At 68.9% G+C, this 19,547-nt stretch carries 15 protein-coding genes; 7 read left to right on the top strand and 8 right to left on the bottom strand.

All coding sequences use genetic code 11. The features are described from left to right. Positions 1–372: 372 nt before the first annotated feature. Positions 373–3,201, bottom strand: coding sequence for a preprotein translocase subunit SecA (gene secA, locus ACWCQ6_RS30925; RefSeq protein ID WP_451094821.1), 2,829 nt, complete (start codon positions 3,199–3,201; stop codon positions 373–375). Between the two features lie 238 nt (positions 3,202–3,439). On the opposite strand from secA, the gene ACWCQ6_RS30920 reads away from it, so the two are divergent. Continuing rightward, positions 3,440–4,012: a GNAT family N-acetyltransferase gene (locus tag ACWCQ6_RS30920; RefSeq protein ID WP_451094819.1), complete on the top strand. Its 573-nt coding sequence runs from the start codon at positions 3,440–3,442 to the stop codon at positions 4,010–4,012. Positions 4,013–4,133: 121 nt separating this feature from the next. After that, on the top strand, positions 4,134–5,309 hold the full coding sequence (locus tag ACWCQ6_RS30915; RefSeq protein ID WP_451094817.1) for a winged helix-turn-helix domain-containing protein: 1,176 nt from the start codon (positions 4,134–4,136) through the stop codon (positions 5,307–5,309). Between the two features lie 18 nt (positions 5,310–5,327). Here ACWCQ6_RS30915 and ACWCQ6_RS30910 read toward each other — a convergent pair whose 3' ends face one another. From ACWCQ6_RS30910 to mtnA, 7 genes are all read right to left on the bottom strand, one after another. Beyond that, positions 5,328–6,083, bottom strand: coding sequence for a response regulator (locus ACWCQ6_RS30910; RefSeq protein ID WP_451094815.1), 756 nt, complete (start codon positions 6,081–6,083; stop codon positions 5,328–5,330). Positions 6,084–6,269: 186 nt separating this feature from the next. Then, entirely contained in the window at positions 6,270–6,959 is a 690-nt protein-coding gene (hpf, locus tag ACWCQ6_RS30905; protein ID WP_072489204.1) for a ribosome hibernation-promoting factor, HPF/YfiA family, read from the bottom strand. Positions 6,960–7,281: 322 nt separating this feature from the next. After that, the gene (locus tag ACWCQ6_RS30900; RefSeq protein ID WP_451094812.1) at positions 7,282–8,007 is read right to left on the bottom strand and encodes a ComF family protein; all 726 of its coding nucleotides are present in this window, start codon (positions 8,005–8,007) and stop codon (positions 7,282–7,284) included. Between the two features lie 94 nt (positions 8,008–8,101). Next, positions 8,102–9,967 carry an LpqB family beta-propeller domain-containing protein gene (locus tag ACWCQ6_RS30895; protein ID WP_451094810.1) on the bottom strand — a complete coding sequence of 622 codons (1,866 nt, stop codon included), beginning with the start codon at positions 9,965–9,967 and terminating at the stop codon, positions 8,102–8,104. Beyond that, positions 9,957–11,981, bottom strand: coding sequence for an MtrAB system histidine kinase MtrB (mtrB, locus tag ACWCQ6_RS30890; protein ID WP_451094808.1), 2,025 nt, complete (start codon positions 11,979–11,981; stop codon positions 9,957–9,959). The genes ACWCQ6_RS30895 and mtrB overlap by 11 nt, the downstream gene beginning before the upstream one ends. 1 nt (position 11,982) lies before the next feature. Next, positions 11,983–12,672 (bottom strand): two-component system response regulator MtrA, encoded by a 690-nt coding sequence (mtrA, locus tag ACWCQ6_RS30885; RefSeq protein ID WP_187438793.1) that lies wholly within the window; start codon positions 12,670–12,672, stop codon positions 11,983–11,985. 4 nt (positions 12,673–12,676) lie between these two features. Further along, positions 12,677–13,825: an S-methyl-5-thioribose-1-phosphate isomerase gene (gene mtnA / locus ACWCQ6_RS30880; RefSeq protein WP_451094806.1), complete on the bottom strand. Its 1,149-nt coding sequence runs from the start codon at positions 13,823–13,825 to the stop codon at positions 12,677–12,679. Positions 13,826–13,965: 140 nt separating this feature from the next. On the opposite strand from mtnA, the gene ACWCQ6_RS30875 reads away from it, so the two are divergent. Genes ACWCQ6_RS30875 through ACWCQ6_RS30855 form a run of 5 tightly spaced genes read left to right on the top strand, consistent with a single transcriptional unit; the run spans position 13,966 to position 19,389 of the window. After that, positions 13,966–15,168, top strand: a complete 1,203-nt coding sequence (locus tag ACWCQ6_RS30875) for a DUF7544 domain-containing protein (protein ID WP_451094804.1) — start codon at positions 13,966–13,968, stop codon at positions 15,166–15,168. A gap of 4 nt (positions 15,169–15,172) precedes the next feature. Further along, complete coding sequence (locus ACWCQ6_RS30870; protein WP_451094802.1) at positions 15,173–15,862, top strand: DUF4129 domain-containing protein; 690 nt, start codon at positions 15,173–15,175, stop codon at positions 15,860–15,862. Then, positions 15,859–17,070, top strand: coding sequence for a DUF4350 domain-containing protein (locus ACWCQ6_RS30865; RefSeq protein ID WP_451094800.1), 1,212 nt, complete (start codon positions 15,859–15,861; stop codon positions 17,068–17,070). Before ACWCQ6_RS30870 ends, ACWCQ6_RS30865 begins: the two co-directional genes overlap by 4 nt. Then, positions 17,067–18,068, top strand: coding sequence for an AAA family ATPase (locus tag ACWCQ6_RS30860; RefSeq protein ID WP_451094798.1), 1,002 nt, complete (start codon positions 17,067–17,069; stop codon positions 18,066–18,068). Before ACWCQ6_RS30865 ends, ACWCQ6_RS30860 begins: the two co-directional genes overlap by 4 nt. A gap of 10 nt (positions 18,069–18,078) precedes the next feature. Then, complete coding sequence (locus tag ACWCQ6_RS30855; RefSeq protein WP_451094823.1) at positions 18,079–19,389, top strand: DUF58 domain-containing protein; 1,311 nt, start codon at positions 18,079–18,081, stop codon at positions 19,387–19,389. The last annotated feature ends 158 nt before the right edge of the window (positions 19,390–19,547 follow it).

The raw sequence follows: 19,547 nt of genomic DNA, 5'->3' as shown, positions 1-19,547 counted from the left end.
TCCATGACTGCACCGGTCTTCTCTGGCCCCACTGCCCCTCCCGAAACCGGGGCTCTGCCCCACCCCCTCAGCCCCTCTGGCGATTGAGGAGCGGGGTCCGGGGCAGAGCCCCGGTTTCGGGAAGGGGCGGGGAGGGGGCAGGACCCCGCGCAGCGGCCCACCCACCACGCACACGCCGAACAAGCTCGCCCATCCCGGCCCCTCGCCGACAGTCCACCCCCACAGGCCGCAGGCCATAAACCAAAAACCGGGGCCGGACGCCCAAACCACGCGCCCGACCCCGGCTACAACCGACTACAGCCCGACCACCGCACCGACGTCCAAAGACGTCACCGGCACTCGCGCCCTCTACCGCCGACGCTACCGCTCCGGCTACTTCTTACGGCGCCGCCCGCCCCCGCCACTCTTCTGGGCCTTGCGCCGCTCCGCCCGGGTCAGCCCGTCGGACTCGGACCCGGACCGGGTCGCACCGTCCCCGTTGGAGAAGTCGCCCTCGACGACCCCGCCCTCCCCGTCCACCGTGGGAGCGGAGAAGTGCAGCCGGTCCGGACGCTGCGGAGCATCGAGCCCCTTGGCCCGGATCTCCGGACGCGCCGCCGGCACGGTGTCCTCCTTGGCCAGCGAGGTCCGCTCGGCCGCCTCGTCCTGCACCGGCACTTCCTCGACCTGCTGCTCGACCTGGACCTCCAGGTTGAACAGATAGCCGACGGACTCTTCCTTGATGCCCTCCATCATGGCGTTGAACATGTCGAAGCCCTCGCGCTGGTACTCGACCAGCGGGTCCTTCTGCGCCATGGCCCGGAGGCCGATGCCCTCCTGGAGGTAGTCCATCTCGTAGAGGTGCTCACGCCACTTGCGGTCCAGGACGGACAGCACCACACGCCGCTCCAGCTCACGCATGATGTCCGAGCCGAGCTGCTTCTCACGCTCGTCGTACTGCTCGTGAATGTCGTCCTTGATGGACTCGCCGATGAACTCGGCAGTGATCCCGGCCCGGTCGCCGGCCGCCTCCTCCAGCTCGTCGACGGTGACCTTCACCGGGTAGAGCTGCTTGAACGCGCCCCACAGCCGGTCCAGGTCCCACTCCTCCGCGAAGCCCTCAGCGGTCTCCTGGCGGATGTAGTCGTCGATCGTGTCGTCCATGAAGTGGCGGATCTGGTCCTGCAGATCCTCACCCTCCAGGACCCGGCGACGCTCGCCGTAGATGACCTCACGCTGCCGGTTGAGCACCTCGTCGTACTTCAGGACGTTCTTACGCGTCTCGAAGTTCTGCTGCTCGACCTGCGACTGCGCCGACGCGATCGCCCGCGTCACCATCTTGTTCTCGATCGGCACGTCGTCCGGCACATTGGCCATCGACATGACGCGCTCGACCATCTGCGCCTTGAACAGCCGCATCAGGTCGTCGCCGAGCGACAGGTAGAAGCGGGACTCGCCCGGGTCGCCCTGACGGCCGGAACGACCGCGCAGCTGGTTGTCGATACGCCGCGACTCGTGCCGCTCCGTGCCCAGGACGTACAGCCCGCCGAGCTCCTTGACCTCTTCGAATTCCGCCTTCACGGCCTGCTCGGCCTTCTCCAGCGCGGCAGGCAGCGCGGCCGCCCACTCCTCGATGTGCTCGACGGGGTCGAGGCCGCGCTGGCGCAGCTCCGCCTCGGCGAGGTCGTCGGGGTTGCCGCCGAGCTTGATGTCGGTGCCTCGTCCGGCCATGTTCGTCGCGACCGTGACCGCGCCCTTACGGCCGGCCTGGGCGACGATCGTCGCCTCGCGGTCGTGCTGCTTGGCGTTGAGGACCTCGTGGTGGACCCCTCGCTTGGAGAGCTGCTGCGAGAGGTATTCGGACTTCTCGACCGAGGTGGTGCCGACGAGGATCGGCTGACCCTTCTCGTGCTTCTCGGCGATGTCGTCGACGACTGCGGCGAACTTCGCGACCTCGGTGCGGTAGATCAGGTCCGACTGGTCGGCACGGACCATCGGCCGGTTGGTCGGGATCGGCACCACACCGAGCTTGTAGATCTGGTGGAACTCGGCGGCCTCGGTCATCGCCGTACCGGTCATGCCGGAGAGCTTGTCGTAGAGGCGGAAGAAGTTCTGCAGGGTGATCGTGGCGAGGGTCTGGTTCTCGTCCTTGATGTCCACCCCTTCCTTCGCCTCGATCGCCTGGTGCATGCCCTCGTTGTAGCGGCGGCCGGCGAGGATACGGCCGGTGTGCTCGTCGACGATCATGACTTCGCCGTCGATGACGACGTAGTCCTTGTCCTTCTTGAAGAGTTCCTTGGCCTTGATCGCATTGTTGAGGTACCCGACGAGCGGGGTGTTCACCGACTCGTAGAGGTTCTCGATACCGAGCCAGTCCTCGACCTTCGAGACACCGGACTCGTGGATGGCCACGGTCCGCTTCTTCTCGTCGACCTCGTAGTCGCCGGTCTCCTCGATGCCCTTGAGCGGGTTGCCCGCCTCGCCCTTGGTCAGCCGCGTGACCAGCTTGGCGAAGTCGCCGTACCACTTGGTGGCCTGGTCGGCCGGGCCGGAGATGATCAGCGGCGTACGGGCCTCGTCGACGAGGATCGAGTCGACCTCGTCGACCACGGCGAAGTTATGGCCGCGCTGGACGAGCTCGTCCGCGGACCACGCCATGTTGTCGCGGAGGTAGTCGAAGCCGAACTCGTTGTTCGTGCCGTACGTGATGTCGCAGGCGTACTGCTCACGGCGCTGGGCCGGCGTCATGTTGGCGATGATGCAGCCGACGGTCAGACCGAGGAACTTGTGCACCCGGCCCATCAGTTCGGAGTCGCGCTCGGCCAGGTAGTCGTTGACCGTGATCAGGTGCACACCCTTGCCGGAGAGCGCGTTGAGATAGGCCGGCAGGGTGCCGACCAGGGTCTTGCCCTCGCCGGTCTTCATCTCGGCCACATAGCCGAGGTGCAGGGCTGCTCCGCCCATGATCTGGACATCGTAGTGACGCTGTCCGAGGACCCGCTTGGCGGCCTCACGGACGGTCGCGAATGCCTCGGGGAGCAGGTCGTCCAGGCTCTCGCCGTCCGCGTACCGTTCCTTGTACTCGTCGGTGAGCGCCCGCAGCTCGGCGTCGGAGAGGTTGACGAAGTCCTCTTCGATGGAGCTGACCTGGTCCGCGATGCGGTGCAGTTTGCGCAGGATCTTGCCTTCGCCTGCACGCATGAGCTTGTTGAAGACGGACACTGAGGCTGGTCTCCTTGCCGGTCGGGCCTGGCACTGGGTCGTGTTATGGACTCTGGCGCGGGCACGGCAGGTGGGCCCCACCGCAACGGCCATCGTAAGCGAGGACCCCGCCGTGCCGGGAGGGCTGCCACCTCGTCGGCCACGCCGTGCCCCCGAGTCAACGGCCGGAGAGCGCCGAAGGTGCCGGGAAATCCGAAAAGTGTTCGCTTCCCGCGCGGCACCTCACCAGAATCCGTACATGGAGCCGATCACCCTCACCAGCGACCGTCTGCTGCTGCGCCCCTTCACCGGCGGCGACACGGACGCGATCCACGCCGCCTGTCAGGATCCGGAGATCCAGCGGTGGACGGTGGTGCCCTCCCCGTACAGCCGCGCCGACGCAGAACTCTTCGTGAAGAAGCTCTGCCCCGACGGCTGGCACGACGACTCCATGTACAACTTCGCGGTGGTCCTGCGCGAGAGCGGGGCCCTGACCGGTGCCCTCGGCATCGACCGCCGCAATCTCCCGGGCACGTACGAGGTGGGCTTCTGGACCGCCGAGGAGCACCGGGGCCGCGGCTACACGACGGAGGCGGTGCTGACCGCCGCCCGCTGGACCTTCACCGCACTCGGCGGTGACCGGCTGGAGTGGCGCGCCGAGGTGGGGAACATCCCTTCGCGTGCCGTGGCGCTGAGTACGGGATTCCGGATGGAGGGCGAACAGCGGTCGGGCCTGTTCAACAAGGGAGTACGGCGCGACGCCTGGATCGGCGCGCTGCTTCCTTCCGATCTCGACCTGCCGGGCACCCATGCCTATCTGCCCGCCCCCTGACGGGGTCCGCGACTCCCCGGCCGGATGACGGCCCAGCAGGGCGTCAGTCAGTGGCAGAGCCATGACCACTGGAACTCGCGCACGAGTATCGATGTCAGTGGCTGCCTCTAGGGTGCGAGGCATGACGCCTGTGCCGCCTCCCGCCGCTGAACTCTCCGCCGACCAGGCGCGCAGGATCACTCTGCGCGCCCAGGGCTTCCTCGGCGCTCCGGACCGCCGGGCCGGGGTTCCCGGCGTGCTGCGGCATCTCGGCGCCGTACAGCTCGACACGATCTCGGTGCTCGCGCGATCGCACGAGCTGATTCCGTACGCGCGCCTCGGCGCGGTCGGCCGACGCACCGTCGAGGAGGCGTACTGGTCGGGCGGCCGCAGCTTCGAGTACTGGTCGCACGCGGCCTGCGTCCTGCCGGTCGAGGAGTGGCCGCACTTCGCCTTCCGCCGCCGCGCCTACCGCTCGCGCCCGCACTGGCACCACGACCTGCCGGACGGCGCGTACGACACGGTGATCAAGCAGCTGCGCGCCGAGGGCCCGCTGACGGCGACGGAGCTGGGCGGTGCGAAGAACGGCGGGGAGTGGTGGGACTGGTCGGCGTCGAAGGTCGCCGTCGAGCGCGCCCTGATGTACGGCGAGGTCGTGTGCGCCGAGCGCCGCGGCTGGAAGCGGGTGTACGACCTCGCCGAGCGGGCCCTGCCCGACGACGTGCTGCACGACGATCTGGACGACACCGAGTGCCTGCGGCGGCTGGTCGCCCTCGCGGGACAGTCCCTGGGGGTGGGCACCCGGGCGGACATCGCGGACTACCACCGGCTGAAGGGCGAGCAGTTCGACGCGGTGGTGGCGGACTCCGGACTGGTGCCGGTGACGGTGCAGGGCTGGGCGAAACCGGCCTGGGCGGACCCGGCGGCGCTGGCCTCGGAGCCGCGCGGGCGGCATCGTACGACACTGCTTTCGCCGTTCGACTCACTGGTCTGGGAGCGGACACGCACCGAGCGGATCTTCGGTTTCACCCACCGCCTGGAGGCCTACGTCCCCAAGCCCAAGCGAGTCCACGGATACTTCGCAATGCCGCTGCTGGCAGGCGGAAAGCTGCAGGGCCGCGTCGACCCGGCGCGCGAAGGCAGCACGCTGGTCGCCCGGCAGGTGTCCTTGGCCGGCAGGAAGGCCGTGGTGCCGATGGCCGAGGCGCTGGTGGAAGCCGCGTCCTGGGTCGGCTGTACGGATGTCCGGCTGGAGCGGGTCGACGCACCGGAACTTCGCGGACCGCTCACTCAGGAAATCGCCCGCGCCCTGGCCTGAGCCCTTGTTCGCCCGCCCTCACCTGATCTCCAGGATCTTCTCCCGCATGGCATAGACCACGGCTTCCATCCGGGAGTGCAGCTGCAGCTTCTCCAGAATGTTGCGGACGTGGTTCTTCACGGTGTTCTCGGAAATGAACAGTTCCTTCGCGATATCGCGATTGTTCATGCCCGTTGCAACGAGTTTGAGGACTTCGAGTTCCCGGTCGGTGAGCCGGGGCGCGGGCACCAGTCGGCGCTCGTCGGTCCGCTGGATCATCGACTTGAACTCGGTGAGCAGTTTGGACGCCATGGAGGGGCTGATCTGGGACTGCCCGTCGGCGACCGCGCGAATGGCGGTGGCCACCTCGTCCGTGGAGATCTCCTTGAGGAGATAGCCGGTGGCGCCGGCCTTGATGGCGTCGTAGAGATCGGCCTCCTCGTCGCTGATCGTCAGCATGATGATCTTCGCGCTGGGGGCCACCTCCTTGATGGATGTACAGGCCTCGATGCCGCCGCGCTTGGGCATCCGTACATCCATCAGCACGATGTCGGGGAGCAGATCGGCGGCCTTGTCGACCGCCTCCGACCCGTCACCCGCCTCGCCGACGACCTGGATGTCCTCCTCCTGGGCGAGGACGATCTCCAGGCCTCTGCGGAAGAGCGCGTGGTCGTCGACCACGAGGACCCTGATCGGTTCCTTGCGGAAACCACTGTCCATGTCCGCGCCGGTGCGGGCTCCGGCGATCTCGCCGGAATCATTCGCATCGCGCATGGGCCCGAAGGCGTCCGCCATCGTTCCTCCCCCTGAAGGCCGTGGCCTGAAGTTCACACACTGTCCACCAACGGCAGTTCACAGAGCGCCGATTGGCTTGGGACGCCATGATTCCATGCCTGGACGACAGAGCGGTGATCCAGTGGTGGCACGCGGGTGCCCCTGGGGGCGCACAGGCACTCCAGGGGCACCCGCGAAAGCGTGGCATCAGCCGCCGAGCGCACCGCCTGCGCCGCCCGCCTCGTCGGCGGCCAGCGGGTCGGTCCTCAGGTGGATGACGCCGTAGTCATAGGCATGCCGTCGGTAAACGACACTGGGTTCCTTGGTCTCGGAGTCGACGAACAGATAGAAGTCGTGCCCGACCAGCTCCATCTCGTAGAGCGCCTGGTCGAGCGACATCGGCGCGGCGACGTGCGTCTTCTCGCGCATCACCAGCGGACCCTCGCCCTGAACCTCCAGCGAGCCGAACCTGGTGGTGGGCACGGACTCGGCCGACTCGTTGGCGATCAGGTCGCCCTCGCCGTTGAACGACGCCGCACCCGGCACGGTCTCAGCGACCTCGGCAGCGGGAATCCGGCCATTGCCGCGGCGGCTGTAGCGCTTGTCATGCTGCTTGCGCAGCCGCGCCTCCAGCTTGCCGGTGGCCAGGTCCAGCGCTGCGTACGGGTCGCCTGCGGCCGCTTCCGCCCGGATGACCGGACCGCGCGAGCGGAGCGTGATCTCCACCCGGTCGGAACGGTCGGCCTGACGGGGGTTCGGCTCCTTGGACACCTCGACGTCGAGGCTGATCACCTTGCCGTCGAACTTCTGGATCTTGTCCAGCTTCAGCTTCTCGGCCACGTGCTTGCGGAACCGCTCGGGCACCTCGGTCTTGCGGCCCTTGACGACGATGTCCACGCAGAACTCCGTTCCCGGATCACTCCGCTCAGCGGCGGAGCATCTCCCTTTTGCACCAGGCCCCGGTGGCAACCGGAGCCGCGGACTCGGTGACTTCCACCTCCTCCTCCCCCATCGGTGAGGTCGCCACCCCACCGAATTTCCAGCCTCTGAACCACTGGTGTGTTGCCTGCCCGAAACCTGGTGGTGCATTCATCGAGGTTTGGCATTCACCATTCCTCACAACCGAACATAGCCTGCCTGGCCGGATGTCGGCACCCGCTACTCGCGCGTACCTCCGGTCGGGCTGTTTTGGCCACTCATTACCTGCAACGATGCAAGTTCATTGACAGTTCCGGTTTATTTCGAAGGCCGAGGGAGATACTGCGACAACGGCCGCCTGCCCGCTGCCGGGAGCGCACGCGTGCCCGCACGCCGCCCCCACCGCCCGAGCCGCCTCGGCGAGCGAGGCTCCCGTCGTCAGCAGATCGTCCACCAGCACCACTCGTCCGGCCGCCAGCAGCCGCTCGCCCCCGGACACGACCTCCAGGGCCCCCGCCAGATTCGCCTGCCGCTGACGGGCGCCCAGCCCCGCCTGATCGGCCACCGCGCGCCGCTGCCGGAGCACCGCGACCACCTGGGACCGGATGCCGCCGCGCCTCAGCTCTCCCGCCGCGGCCAGCGCGATCCTGCGCGTCGGATCATGTCCCCGCGCCGCCACCGCCCGCCGCGCCGACGGCACAGGTACGAGCAACAGCGGGCCGGCAGCACCCGCATGCCCCGTCCCGGCCCGTACGGCCCCCGCCAGCGCCTTGCCGAGCACCCCGGCCAGCCCCAGCTCACCGCGCTCTTTGTGGGCCAGCAGCGCGGCACGTACCGCGTTCTCGTACGCGGCGGCCGCGTACACCACCGGCAGGCCCACGGGCTCCGGAGCTGGCCGCACCCAGCGTGGCACCCCGCCGTGGAGCTCCGCACGGCATTCCTCGCACAGCTCCACGCGCGGCCTGCCGCAGCCGCCGCAGGACATCGGCAGCACCAGGCCGGAGATCTCCCGCCACCACCCCCGCATCACTCCACTGTGCTCTTCCCGGCGCGAACGGGCCACCCCTGTGGAAAACAGCGGGCCACCCCTGCGGAAAGCACGGAACGGGCCTTGCGGCGCCTCAGCCCGGATAGACCAGTGACGAGCCTTCCTTGACCACCGTCTGCCAGTTGTCGCCCGGCGACAGCTTCACGATCCCGTCGCTGGACGTGGCCGCCATCAGCGGAAGCTGCTCGTCGTCCGCCGCCGCGACCGACGACACCTGGTTCACGCCGGGCAGCACCCCCGAGGCGGACGTCGAACCGTCCGCCTGCACATACCGCATCTGCTGCACGCCGCCCTGCTCCTTGCCGACCACGACGAGGCGACTGCGGCCCGACCACGACATCGCAGTCACATCCGTCAGCTGCGGCGCCGCCTGACGCAGCTCCACCACCGACACCTGCTGCTCCGACTCCGGCCCGCGCCTCTCGATCCGGCCGATCTTCAGCGTGGTGCGGTTGTCCTCGTTCACCAGTAGGGCTATCCGCACTCCGTCCGCGGACATGCGCAGTGCCTCGATTCGCCCGCCGCCCAAATCGGGAACGGCGACCTCCTGCGGCTTGCCGGTACCACCGGCCAGTCGCAGCAGTCTGGTGTTGTCGGGATCCCGGTCGGCCACCCACAGGTCGCCCCGGCCGTCCCAGCTCGGTGTCGACAGACGGTTCTTCGCGTCGTGTGCCCCACTGGTCACCGAGGCCGCTGGAAGCTCGCCGTCCGAGACGATGGACGACACATAGAGAGACGCCCCGTCGCGCGAGACCGCCGCGGCCGACTGCTCGTCCCTGGCCACACCGACCGTGCCCATCTGCACCGGTCCGCCACCGAACGGACCGGCCACCTCCTCCGGGGCTCCACTTCCCTTGGTGCTGCCGGGAATTCGTTCCACATGCCCCTTGTCGTCGATGAAGTACTGGCTGTCCGGACCGCTTGACGAATCGTCAGGAGCGAACTCCTCCGCTTGGTCCGCCCCGAGCAGGCACAACGGGGAGCCGTCGGAGCGCTGCAGCTCGACCTGCTCCACCCGTGCGGACGTCAGGTCCCTCAGGGTGTAGAGGATCTGTGAAGCCATCATGCGGCAGGAACGCTGCCCGACGCCGTCCGCCTTCTTGTCGAGCGGGACCTTGAGTACGTTGCGGTCGTCGGGTGCCAGCGAAGTGACCCCCTTCTTCAGCGCCGTACCGGGAGGGAACCGGGACTCGACCACCGGCCGCAGCCAACTGGTCGGCCCCGCAAGGAGGCTGCGCACGGACTGCGTCACGGTGTCCATCCCCGTGACGGGGTCCGTCCGGCTGCGGAGATAGACGGGGTCGGCGACCAGGGTCGGCTGCAGGTCGGACCGACCCGTCGCGAAGTAGTACTTGTTGACGGAGCGGTAGAGGCGCCTGAAGTCGGACTGCCCGAGCAGAAGACCGTCCGGCACGAGGTCGATCCGCCATTCCTTGCCGTCCGGCCCGTTCTCCTTCACCAGGTGCAGGGTCTGGTTGTAGTCGGTGGGCGCGAGCGGCTGATAGGCACTCTGGGCGTCGACCGTCGCCACCTTCTCACCGGTCAGGGTGTAGGTGACCTCGGTGATGTTGCGGTCGCTGTCGCGCAGAGGGCGGTCGCTCCTGTTCGGCGCCTTGGTGAGCACGGTGGTGAACGCGTTCGGCTTCCACGTCTCGGCCGCCTTCTTTGTCAGGTACTGACGAGTCGTCCTGAAGCGCGGGTCATCACTGGTCATGGACTCCAGGAAGCCGTCGACCACCTCGTTGGGCGTGGCGTTGTCACGCGGCGCGACGGCGTACACCTGCACCTGGGAATCGCCGGGCTGCGAGGCGTCGACGGCCTTGACGTCCCCGGTGACGGGCATCGAGCCGCACGCGGACAGCAGCACCGTGCCGCATCCGAGCAGCGCGACGAGCCCCAGCACCCGCCCACGGCCGTCCCTGCGACGGTCAGTGCCCACGATTCGTGTCCCCCCGCTCCGGGCTCTGCGCCCCAGTGTCCAATTCGCCGCCCGGCCGGTCCTCGGCAGGGCGCGCGACCACCCGTGCGCCGCTCCCCGGAAGAGCCGCCGGATGCACCGAGGCCGGCGCCGTCCGCGGAGCCACGGACGCACGGGGCGTCACGGGCAGTGCGGGCCGGTCGCTGCCGCCGGGCTGGGTCGGCACCGCCGTCAGCCGGTGCTCGCTCCCGGTCTTCGGAGCGGCCGAGGCCCGCTCACGACTCTCCCGGTTGCGACGGGAGTCCTCGGGTTCCAGCGGTATCGGCGATCCGCGCAGCGGCTCGTCCGCCGTACGCGGCAGAGTCAGCCGGAACTGCGAACCACCACCGGGCTCGCCCCACGCCTGCAGCCACCCGCCGTGCAGCCGGGCGTCCTCGACCGCGATGGAGAGCCCGAGGCCGGTACCACCGGTCGTCCGCGCACGAGCCGGGTCCGCCCGCCAGAATCGGTTGAACACTCGCGTCGCCTCGCCCGGCTTGAGCCCCACTCCGTAGTCCCGGACGGCCACGGCGACCGCGCCTCCGGCCACCCCCATCCGCACCACGACATCCCGGCCCTCACCGTGTTCGACGGCGTTGACCACAAGGTTGCGCAGGACACGCTCGATGCGCCGCGCGTCGGCCTCCGCGATCACCGGCTGCTCGTCGCCGACCACCCGGATCCGGGTGCCCTTGCGCTCGGCCAGCGGCTCGGCCCCGCCGATCACCCGCCGTACGACCTGTCGCAGATCTATCGGCTCCGCCTCCAGCGCCGCGGCACCCGCGTCGAACCGGCTGATCTCCAGCAGATCGGAGAGCAGCGACTCGAACCGGTCGAGCTGGTCCCCGAGCAGTTCCGCCGAGCGCGCCGTCACCGGGTCGAAGTCACTTCGGGCCTCGTGGATGACATCGGCGGCCATCCGTACGGTCGTCAGCGGCGTCCTCAGCTCGTGGGAGACATCGGAGACGAAGCGCCGCTGCATCCGGGAGAGTTCCTCCAGCTGCTGGATCTTCAGCTGCAGGTTCTGCGCCATCTTGTTGAATGCCTCACCGAGCCGGGCGATGTCGTCCTCGCCGGTGACCTTCATCCGTTCCTGGAGCCTGCCGGCGGAAAGCCGCTCGGCGATGCCGGCGGCCATGCGTACGGGCGTCACGACCTGCCTCACCACGAACCAGGAGATGGCCCCGAGCAGCACGACCACGAAAAGCCCCGCGGTCGCCAGCGTGCCCTTGATCAGCGTCAGCGACTTCTCCTCCTGCGTCAGCGGGAAGAGGTAGTAGAGCTGGTACGGATTGTGGTCGATGTCGTAGAGCCGCTTTCCCACGACAAGCCCGGGCTGCGGATCCTGCCCGTTCGCGTACTGGATCTCGGAGTACGTCTGGTACGCCCCGGGCCCCTTGTTCACGGCGTCCCGCAGGCTCTGCGGGACGCTCACCGCCTCCACGCTGCCCGAGCCGCGCGGGGCACGCGTTCCCTCGTCGGCGCTGAGCGCCACCACGTTGAAGGCGTTCTTCCCGCCGCTGGCGAGCTGATCGACGAGTTCGGTCCGCCAGGAGTTGTTGGCAGTGGTGCCGTCCGTCGTGTCGCCGCCCTGACCACCTGGGGTGAGCGGAGCGTTCGCCTTCTCCTGCGCAGCGGCGAAACCGCCGGCCGCCTGTGTCTGAGCGGCCTTGCTCTTGGCGTCGAGCAGTCCGTTGCGCACCTGCCCGATCACGACCAGCCCGAGCAGCAGCACCACACCGAGCGACATGAGCAGTGTGCCCGCGACAACCCTCAGCTGAAGGTTGCGCCGCCAGAGCCGTACGGCAGGCAGCAGCGGACGCCGTACCCACCGCATGAGCAATCGCGGCACAGGTCCGCCGGGCGCCCGGTCGTAAAACAACCGGCCGCCCTGCAGAAAGCGCCCGGTTCGGAACGCCCTGTGTCCCGGACCGGCAGCCCGCTCCGCACGGGCTCCCGGCTTGCCGGGCTGCGGAGCAGCGCTACTCGGGGACATGTCAGCTCGGTCCGGCCTTGTAACCGACCCCTCGGACGGTCACCACGATCTCCGGCCGCTCCGGGTCCTTCTCGACCTTGGAGCGCAGTCGCTGGACATGCACATTCACCAGCCGGGTGTCGGCGGCATGGCGGTATCCCCACACCTGCTCAAGCAGCACCTCACGGGTGAAGACCTGCCACGGCTTACGAGCGAGCGCGACCAGCAGGTCGAACTCCAGCGGGGTGAGGGCGATCGACTGCCCCTCCCGCTTCACCGAGTGACCGGCCACATCGATGACCAGGTCCCCGATGGCCAGCTGCTCCGGCGCCGGTTCCTCGGACCTGCGCAGACGTGCTCTGATCCGGGCAACCAACTCCTTGGGTTTGAACGGCTTGACGATGTAGTCGTCGGCCCCGGACTCCAGACCCACCACCACGTCAACCGTGTCGCTCTTGGCAGTGAGCATGACGATCGGCACACCCGACTCGGCCCTGATCAGCCTGCAGACCTCGATGCCGTCCCTTCCGGGCAGCATGAGATCCAGCAGGACCAGGTCCGGCTTGGCCTCACGAAATGCGGCAAGTGCCTTGTCGCCGTCCGCTACGAACGACGGCTCGAACCCCTCACCACGCAGCACAATCCCGAGCATCTCGGCCAGTGCGGTGTCGTCGTCGACGACAAGGACGCGTCCCTTCATAATCGACATCATCCCATTAGCTAATCGTTACCTGCGATGATCTGGCACACAGCTCTGCCAGCCCGACCCCCGTGACCGGGGAGATCGCGCCCTCTTCCGTGACGAGCGCCGTGACCAGCTCCGGCGGCGTGACGTCGAACGCGGGGTTGTACGCGGTGGTTCCCGCCGGTGCCACGAGCAGTCCGCCGGAAGCCGCCCCCACCACCCCGACCTGTGGCGATGTGAACTCCGTCACTTCCATGCCCGGCCGCTGCTCAACGACGATCGACGCCCCGTCCACGGTGTCCAGATCCACGGTCGTGGTCGGCGCGACCACGATGAACGGTACGTGGTGGTACTTCGCGAGCACCGCCAGCGGATAGCTCCCCACCTTGTTCGCCACCGACCCGTCGGCGGCGACGCGGTCCGCCCCGATGAGCACGGCATCCACCTCCCCCGCTGCGAACAGCGACCCTGCGGCGTTGTCCGTGAGCAGGCTGTACGGCATTGCGTTGCGCGCCGCCTCGTACGCCGTCAGCCGAGCCCCCTGGAGCAGCGGACGTGTCTCGTCCACCCACAACCGCCGTAGCCGCCCCTCCCGGTGCGCCCCGAGCGCCACCGCGAAGGCAGTGCCCTCACCGCCGGAGACGAGCGCCCCGGTGTTGCAGTGCGTCAGCAGGCGATGCTCACCGCCACCGGGCAGCAGCTCGTCCAACAGGGCAAGGCCGTACCGCGCCATGCGCCCACTGGCCTCGGCGTCCTCCCGGTGCAGCGCCCTGGCCTCCGCCAGGGCCACCGCCGCGGCCCGCTCCGGATCCGCCCCATTCCCGATGGCCTCCGCATACGCCCCGGCGGCCCGCCTCACCCCGTAACCGAGATTCACCGCGGTGGGCCGCGACCGCTCCAGCAGCTCCGCGGCCGCCGCCACGTCGTCCCCCCGCACTGCCGCGAGCGCCACTCCATAGGCACCCGCGATACCCAGCAACGGGGCGCCCCGCACCGCGAGCGTCCGGATCGCCCGCACCAGAGCGGGCACATCGGTGCACACGAACTCGGCCTCCTCCGCCGGCAACCGCGTCTGGTCGAGAAGCACCAGCGCGGGACCTTCCGGAGGCTCGGCCCAGCGAAGTACGGGAAGCGAGGGAGGCTCGATGCCCACCGCCGATTGCGCGTCCTGATCAGCCATCCGCCCAGTCTGCCCGGTGAGCCGCCCACAAATGAAGGCACGAAGGAGATGGAACGCCCAGCCCATAGCGGAGCAACGCGTGGCACGATGGCTGCCAACCTGCCGCGCCGATGAGCGGACAGGACCATGAAGGAGCGAGAATGAATGACACTCCGGGCTGGGCCTCGCCCGGATCTGCCCCCTCCGAGGGGCAGGGCGCCGATGTCCCCCGGCCCTCCGAGCCTGTCGACGGCAGCGGCCCGGCAGGGAACTGGTCCTCCACGCAGCCGCCCGCAGGGCAGTGGTCCCCACCGAGCGCTCCCGGCACAGGTCCTGGCGCACCGCCCCCCACCGCGGGCTGGGGCGGCGGGCCTCACGGATCCGGCTGGGGACAGCCGCCCCTCGCGGCCAAGCCCGGTGTCATCCCGCTCCGGCCTCTCGGCGTCGGCGAGATCCTCGATGGTGCGGTCTCCACAATGCGCGCGCACTGGCGCACGGTCCTCGGCATCACACTCACCGTGTCCGTGATCGCCCAGGTCGCGATCATCCTCGTGGAACGTTTCCTGCTGCCGGAACCTGCGCAGATCGATCCGAACGCCACCGGCCCGGAAGCGCTGCGGCAGGCCGCGGACTCGGCCCAGTCGACCGTGTTCAACAGCGTGCCGTCCATGCTGATCACCATGATCGCCACGCTGATCACGACATCCGTGCTGACCGTGGTGATCAGCCGTTCGGTGCTGGGCCGTCCCGTGACGCTCTCCGACGCCTGGGCCGAGGCTCGGCCCCGGCTTCCTCAGTTGCTGGGGCTGACCCTGCTGCTGGCCCTGATCAGCGCCGCCATCATGGCGGTGGGCCTGCTGCCGGGCATGCTCATCGGCTCCGCCGCGGGTGCCGGACTCGCCCTCGTCGGCTTCATGGCCGCGTTCGTCGTCGTCATCTGGCTGATGGTCCGCTTCTGCCTCGCTCCGCCGGCCCTGATGCTGGAGCGGCAGTCGATCACGACCTCCATGCGCCGCTCCGCGAAGCTCGTCCGGGGCGCCTGGTGGCGGACCTTCGGCGTCCTGGCGCTGACCTGGCTGCTGACGTTCATCGTGGCCTTGATCGTCGCCATCCCGTTCGGTGTCATCGCGGTGGCCGTGGACGGCGAAGGAATCGGCTCCGCCCTCACGAGCGGCTCCGCGGACTTCGGCTGGCCCTTCCTGATCGTCTCCGGCATCGGCGAGGTGATCATCGCGACGATCACGTACCCGCTCTCCGCCGGCGTGATGGCACTGCTCTACATCGACCAGCGCATCCGCCGCGAGGCACTCGACCTCGAACTCGCCCAGGCAGCAGGCCTGCCCGGATACGACACCAGGAGCTGATGCCGTGTCGGGGGCGGGGGGCACCACAGCAGCACGGGCACTGATCCATGCGAGCGGCGACATACCCGTGGACACTCCACGTGTCCCCGCCCGCGAGGCAGCGAAGCACGAACTGTCCGAACCGATGTACCACGAGAACGATCCCAACCTGCTCCAGCAGGGCCTCGACCGGCTCTGGGATTGGATCGGCGGCCTCCTGGACGCGGCCTCCGGCGCCGCGCCGGGTGGGCCGCTCGGCCTGATCGTGCTCGTACTGCTCGTCATTGGTCTGGTCGCCGCACTCTGGTGGCGGCTGGGCACCCCGCGCCGCACCGTGCGCTCCGCGGACGCGCTTTTCGACGACAGCCCCCGCAGCGCGGCCGAGCACCGCAAGGCCGCCGAGGCACACGCCGCCGCCCGATGCTGGAACGAGGCGGTCCAGGAACGGATGCGTGCCATCGTCCGCTCCCTGGAAGAGCGTGCCCTGCTCGACCCCCGCCCGGGGCGCACCGCCGACGAGGCCGCCGCCGAAGCGGGCCGCCCCCTGCCCGCACACGCAACACGGCTCCACGCCGCCGCCAGAGAATTCGACGACGTCACATACGGCGGCCGCACCGCCGGCAAGCAGGCATATCTGGCCGTACGAGCTCTGGACCTCGATCTCGAAGCCGCCAAGCCTCTCCTCACCGCTGCGGCCCAGGGAGCAGCCGAATGACCGAGGTCACCGCCACCCCCACCTCGTCGGCCCTCACCCCTCACCAGATCTGGGTCCGCGTCCGCGGTCTGCTCCTCGCCCTTCTGGTACTCGTCGTCGCCGGAATCGCCCTGGCAACTGTCCGCTCCGGCGACCAGCACGGCCGCCTCGATCCACGCTCCGCCGACCGCTACGGCAGCCGGGCCGTTGCCGAGCTCCTCAAGGAACGCGGCGTCTCCGTCCACGTGGTCACCACGCTCGACAACGCCACGGCCAAGCTCGGTCCCGACACCACGTTGCTCGTCGCCTCCCCCAATCTGCTGGCACCGCGCCAGCAGAGCGAACTCCGTGCCGCGACCGACAACGCGGCCGGTCGCACCGTCCTGCTCGCACCGGGTCCGCCCTCCGTGCGCACGCTGGTGCCAGGTGTCACGGCAGAGTCCGCCGGACCGGTAGCCCCCCGCGCCCCCGAATGCTCCCTGCCCGCCGCCCGTAGCGCCGGCGATGTCGAAACAGGAGGCTTCCGCTACGCCTCCTACGGACCCGACGCCGTCGGCTGCTTCCCGAGCGGTGGCCTGCCTACCGTGCTCCTGGTCGAACAGGGCGCGGGCGACACCGTGCTCCTCGGTTCCCCCGACCTTCTCCACAACGACAGACTCGCCAACCAGGGCAACGCATCCCTGGCCCTGCAACTTCTCGGTTCCCGCCCTCATCTGATCTGGTACCTCCCCTCGCTCGCTGATACATCGGCCGCCGCCGAGGACGGGGGCACCGGTGGTGACGGCACCTCTGACAACCGCAGCTTTGCCGACTTGATCCCCCGGGGCTGGTTGTGGGGCACGCTGCAACTCGCACTGGCCGCCGTCGTCGCCGCCGTCTGGCGCGCTCGCCGTCTCGGCCCCTTGGTGACCGAGCGACTGCCCGTGGCCATCCGCGCCTCTGAATCCACCGAGGGCCGGGCCCGCCTCTACCGCAAGGCAAACGCCCGCGACCGGGCCGCCGACTCACTGCGCTCCGCCACCCGCGTCCGCATCGCCCCGCTCATCGGCGTCTCCCCACGCGACGCCCACGCCCCCTCAACACTCACCCCTGCCGTCTCCACCCGCCTGAACAGCACTGACGACAGCATCCAGACACTGCTCTTCGGACCCGCCCCGTCCAACGATGCCGCTCTCGTTCAACTCGCAGACCAACTCGACACCCTCGAAAGAGAGGTACGCACGTCATGAGCGCCCCGCCCCCAGTGCCCGCCGAGACCACCGAGCCACTCGGTAGCGGCGACACAGCCCGCGCATCCCTGGAAGCGCTGCGCTCAGAGATCGCCAAGGCCGTGGTCGGTCAGGACCCGGCCGTCACCGGACTCGTCGTCGCGCTGCTCTGCCGGGGCCACGTCCTCCTCGAAGGCGTCCCCGGAGTAGCCAAGACCCTCTTGGTCCGAGCACTCGCCGCCTCACTCGAACTCGACACCAAGCGCGTCCAGTTCACCCCCGACCTGATGCCCAGCGACGTCACCGGCTCGCTGGTCTACGACGCCCGCACGGCCGAGTTCTCCTTCCAGCCCGGCCCCGTCTTCACCAATCTGCTTCTCGCCGACGAGATCAACCGCACACCCCCCAAGACTCAGTCCTCCCTCCTGGAGGCCATGGAAGAACGCCAGGTCACCGTCGATGGGATCCCTCGGCAGCTACCCGACCCCTTCCTCGTTGCCGCCACACAGAATCCCGTCGAGTACGAGGGCACCTACCCTCTCCCCGAAGCCCAACTGGACCGGTTTCTCCTCAAACTGACGGTGCCCCTGCCCTCGCGGGAAGAGGAGATCAACGTCCTCACCCGTCATTCCGAGGGCTTCAATCCACGTGACCTCAAGTCAGTCGGCATACGCCCCGTCGCCGGCCCGGCCGATCTGGAGGCCGCCCGCAACGCAGTCGCCCGAATCAAGGTCTCTCCCGAGATCGCCGGCTACGTCGTCGATATCTGCCGTGCCACGCGTGAATCCCCCTCGCTGTCCCTCGGCGTCTCTCCCCGAGGCGCCACCGCCCTGCTGTCGACCGCCCGTGCCTGGGCCTGGCTCACCGGCCGTGACTACGTCATTCCGGATGACGTAAAAGCCCTGGCACTCCCCACGCTTCGTCATCGCATCCAGCTGCGGCCCGAGGCAGAGATGGAGGGTGTCACCCCCGACTCCGTCATCACAGCCGTGCTCGCCCACGTCCCCGTACCCCGATGAGGCGGTGACCGTGGCCCTCACTGGACGTACCGCCTTGCTGGCCGCCCTGGGGTCACTCCCTGTAGGCATCCTGGCTCCCAGCTGGACCGGAATGCTGGCAGTCAATGCACCGCTCTCATTGGCAATTCTGTGTGACTACGCCCTGGCAGCACCAGTGCGAACGCTTCAGTTCACCCGATCTGGTGATACAAGCGTTCGACTCGGCGAAACCGCCGAAGTGCAACTCACCGTAACCAATCCTTCCCGTCGCAAGCTGCGGGCACACCTTCGCGACGCCTGGCCTCCCAGCAGCTGGCCCATCGGCACGGACCAGGCTTCCTCACGACACACACTTTCGGTCCCGGCCGGCGAACGTCGCCGGCTGACCACCTTCCTGAGACCGACACGGCGCGGTGACCGCCGCGCCGAACGCGTCACCGTCCGCTCGTTCGGCCCTCTTGGGCTTGCCGCTCGGCAAGGGAATCACCAGGTCCCGTGGACGGTTCGGGTCCTGCCTCCCTTCACCAGTCGGAAGCATCTGCCGTCCCGCCTCGCCAGACTCCGCGAGCTCGACGGTCGCACCAGTGTCCTCACCCGTGGCGAGGGCACGGAATTCGACAGCCTGCGGGCGTATGTGCCCGGCGACGACACCCGCTCCATCGACTGGCGAGCCACCGCACGTCAGTCCGCCGTCGCAGTACGCACATGGCGTCCCGAACGGGACCGTCACATTCTCGTCGTCCTGGACACCGGCCGTACCTCGGCGGGGCGTGTCGGCGACGTGCCCCGTCTCGATGCCTCTCTGGACGCGGCCCTGCTGCTCACGGCCCTGGCCACTCGTGCCGGCGACCGCGTGGATCTGCTCGCCTACGACCGCCGCGTCCGTGCACAGGTTCAGGGCCGGTCCGCAGGGGAGGTTCTGTCGGTCATGGTGAACGCCCTGGCTCCCATCGAACCGGCACTCGTGGAGACGGATGCCCGAGGTCTCACCGCTGCCGTGCTCGCCGGAGCGCCTCGTCGATCCCTCGTCGTGCTTCTCACTGGCCTGGAGGCAGCCCCTGTCGAAGAAGGTCTACTCCCTGTGCTCCGTCGTCTGACCCAGCGCCATACCGTGCTGGTGGCATCGGTGGCGGATCCACACGTCGAACAGATGGCGAGTAGAAGAGGCACGGTGGACGCGATCTACGAAGCTGCCGCGGGGGCACAGGCGCAAGCAAGGCGACTCCGCACCGCCGAGCAGCTCCAGCGCCACGGCGCGGTAGTTGTCGACGCCGCTCCGGACAACCTCGCTCCTGCCCTCGCCGATGCCTACCTCGCCCTCAAGAGCGCAGGGCGGCTCTGACGCAACCCACCGCCATGAAGTATCAAGCCTTTTTTAAGGAAAGGGGCTTTCCATCTCCCTGTGAACGCAGAAAAGCCCCGTGCCACAAGGGCACGGGGCTCTCCCACAAAAGGAGTTCGGCGGCGTCCTACTCTCCCACAGGGTCCCCCCTGCAGTAC

The sequence above is a fragment of the Streptomyces sp. NPDC001880 genome (genome assembly GCF_053594575.1).
Note: the sequence above shows the minus strand (reverse complement) of the source record. Positions and strands in the feature narration are given on the sequence as shown.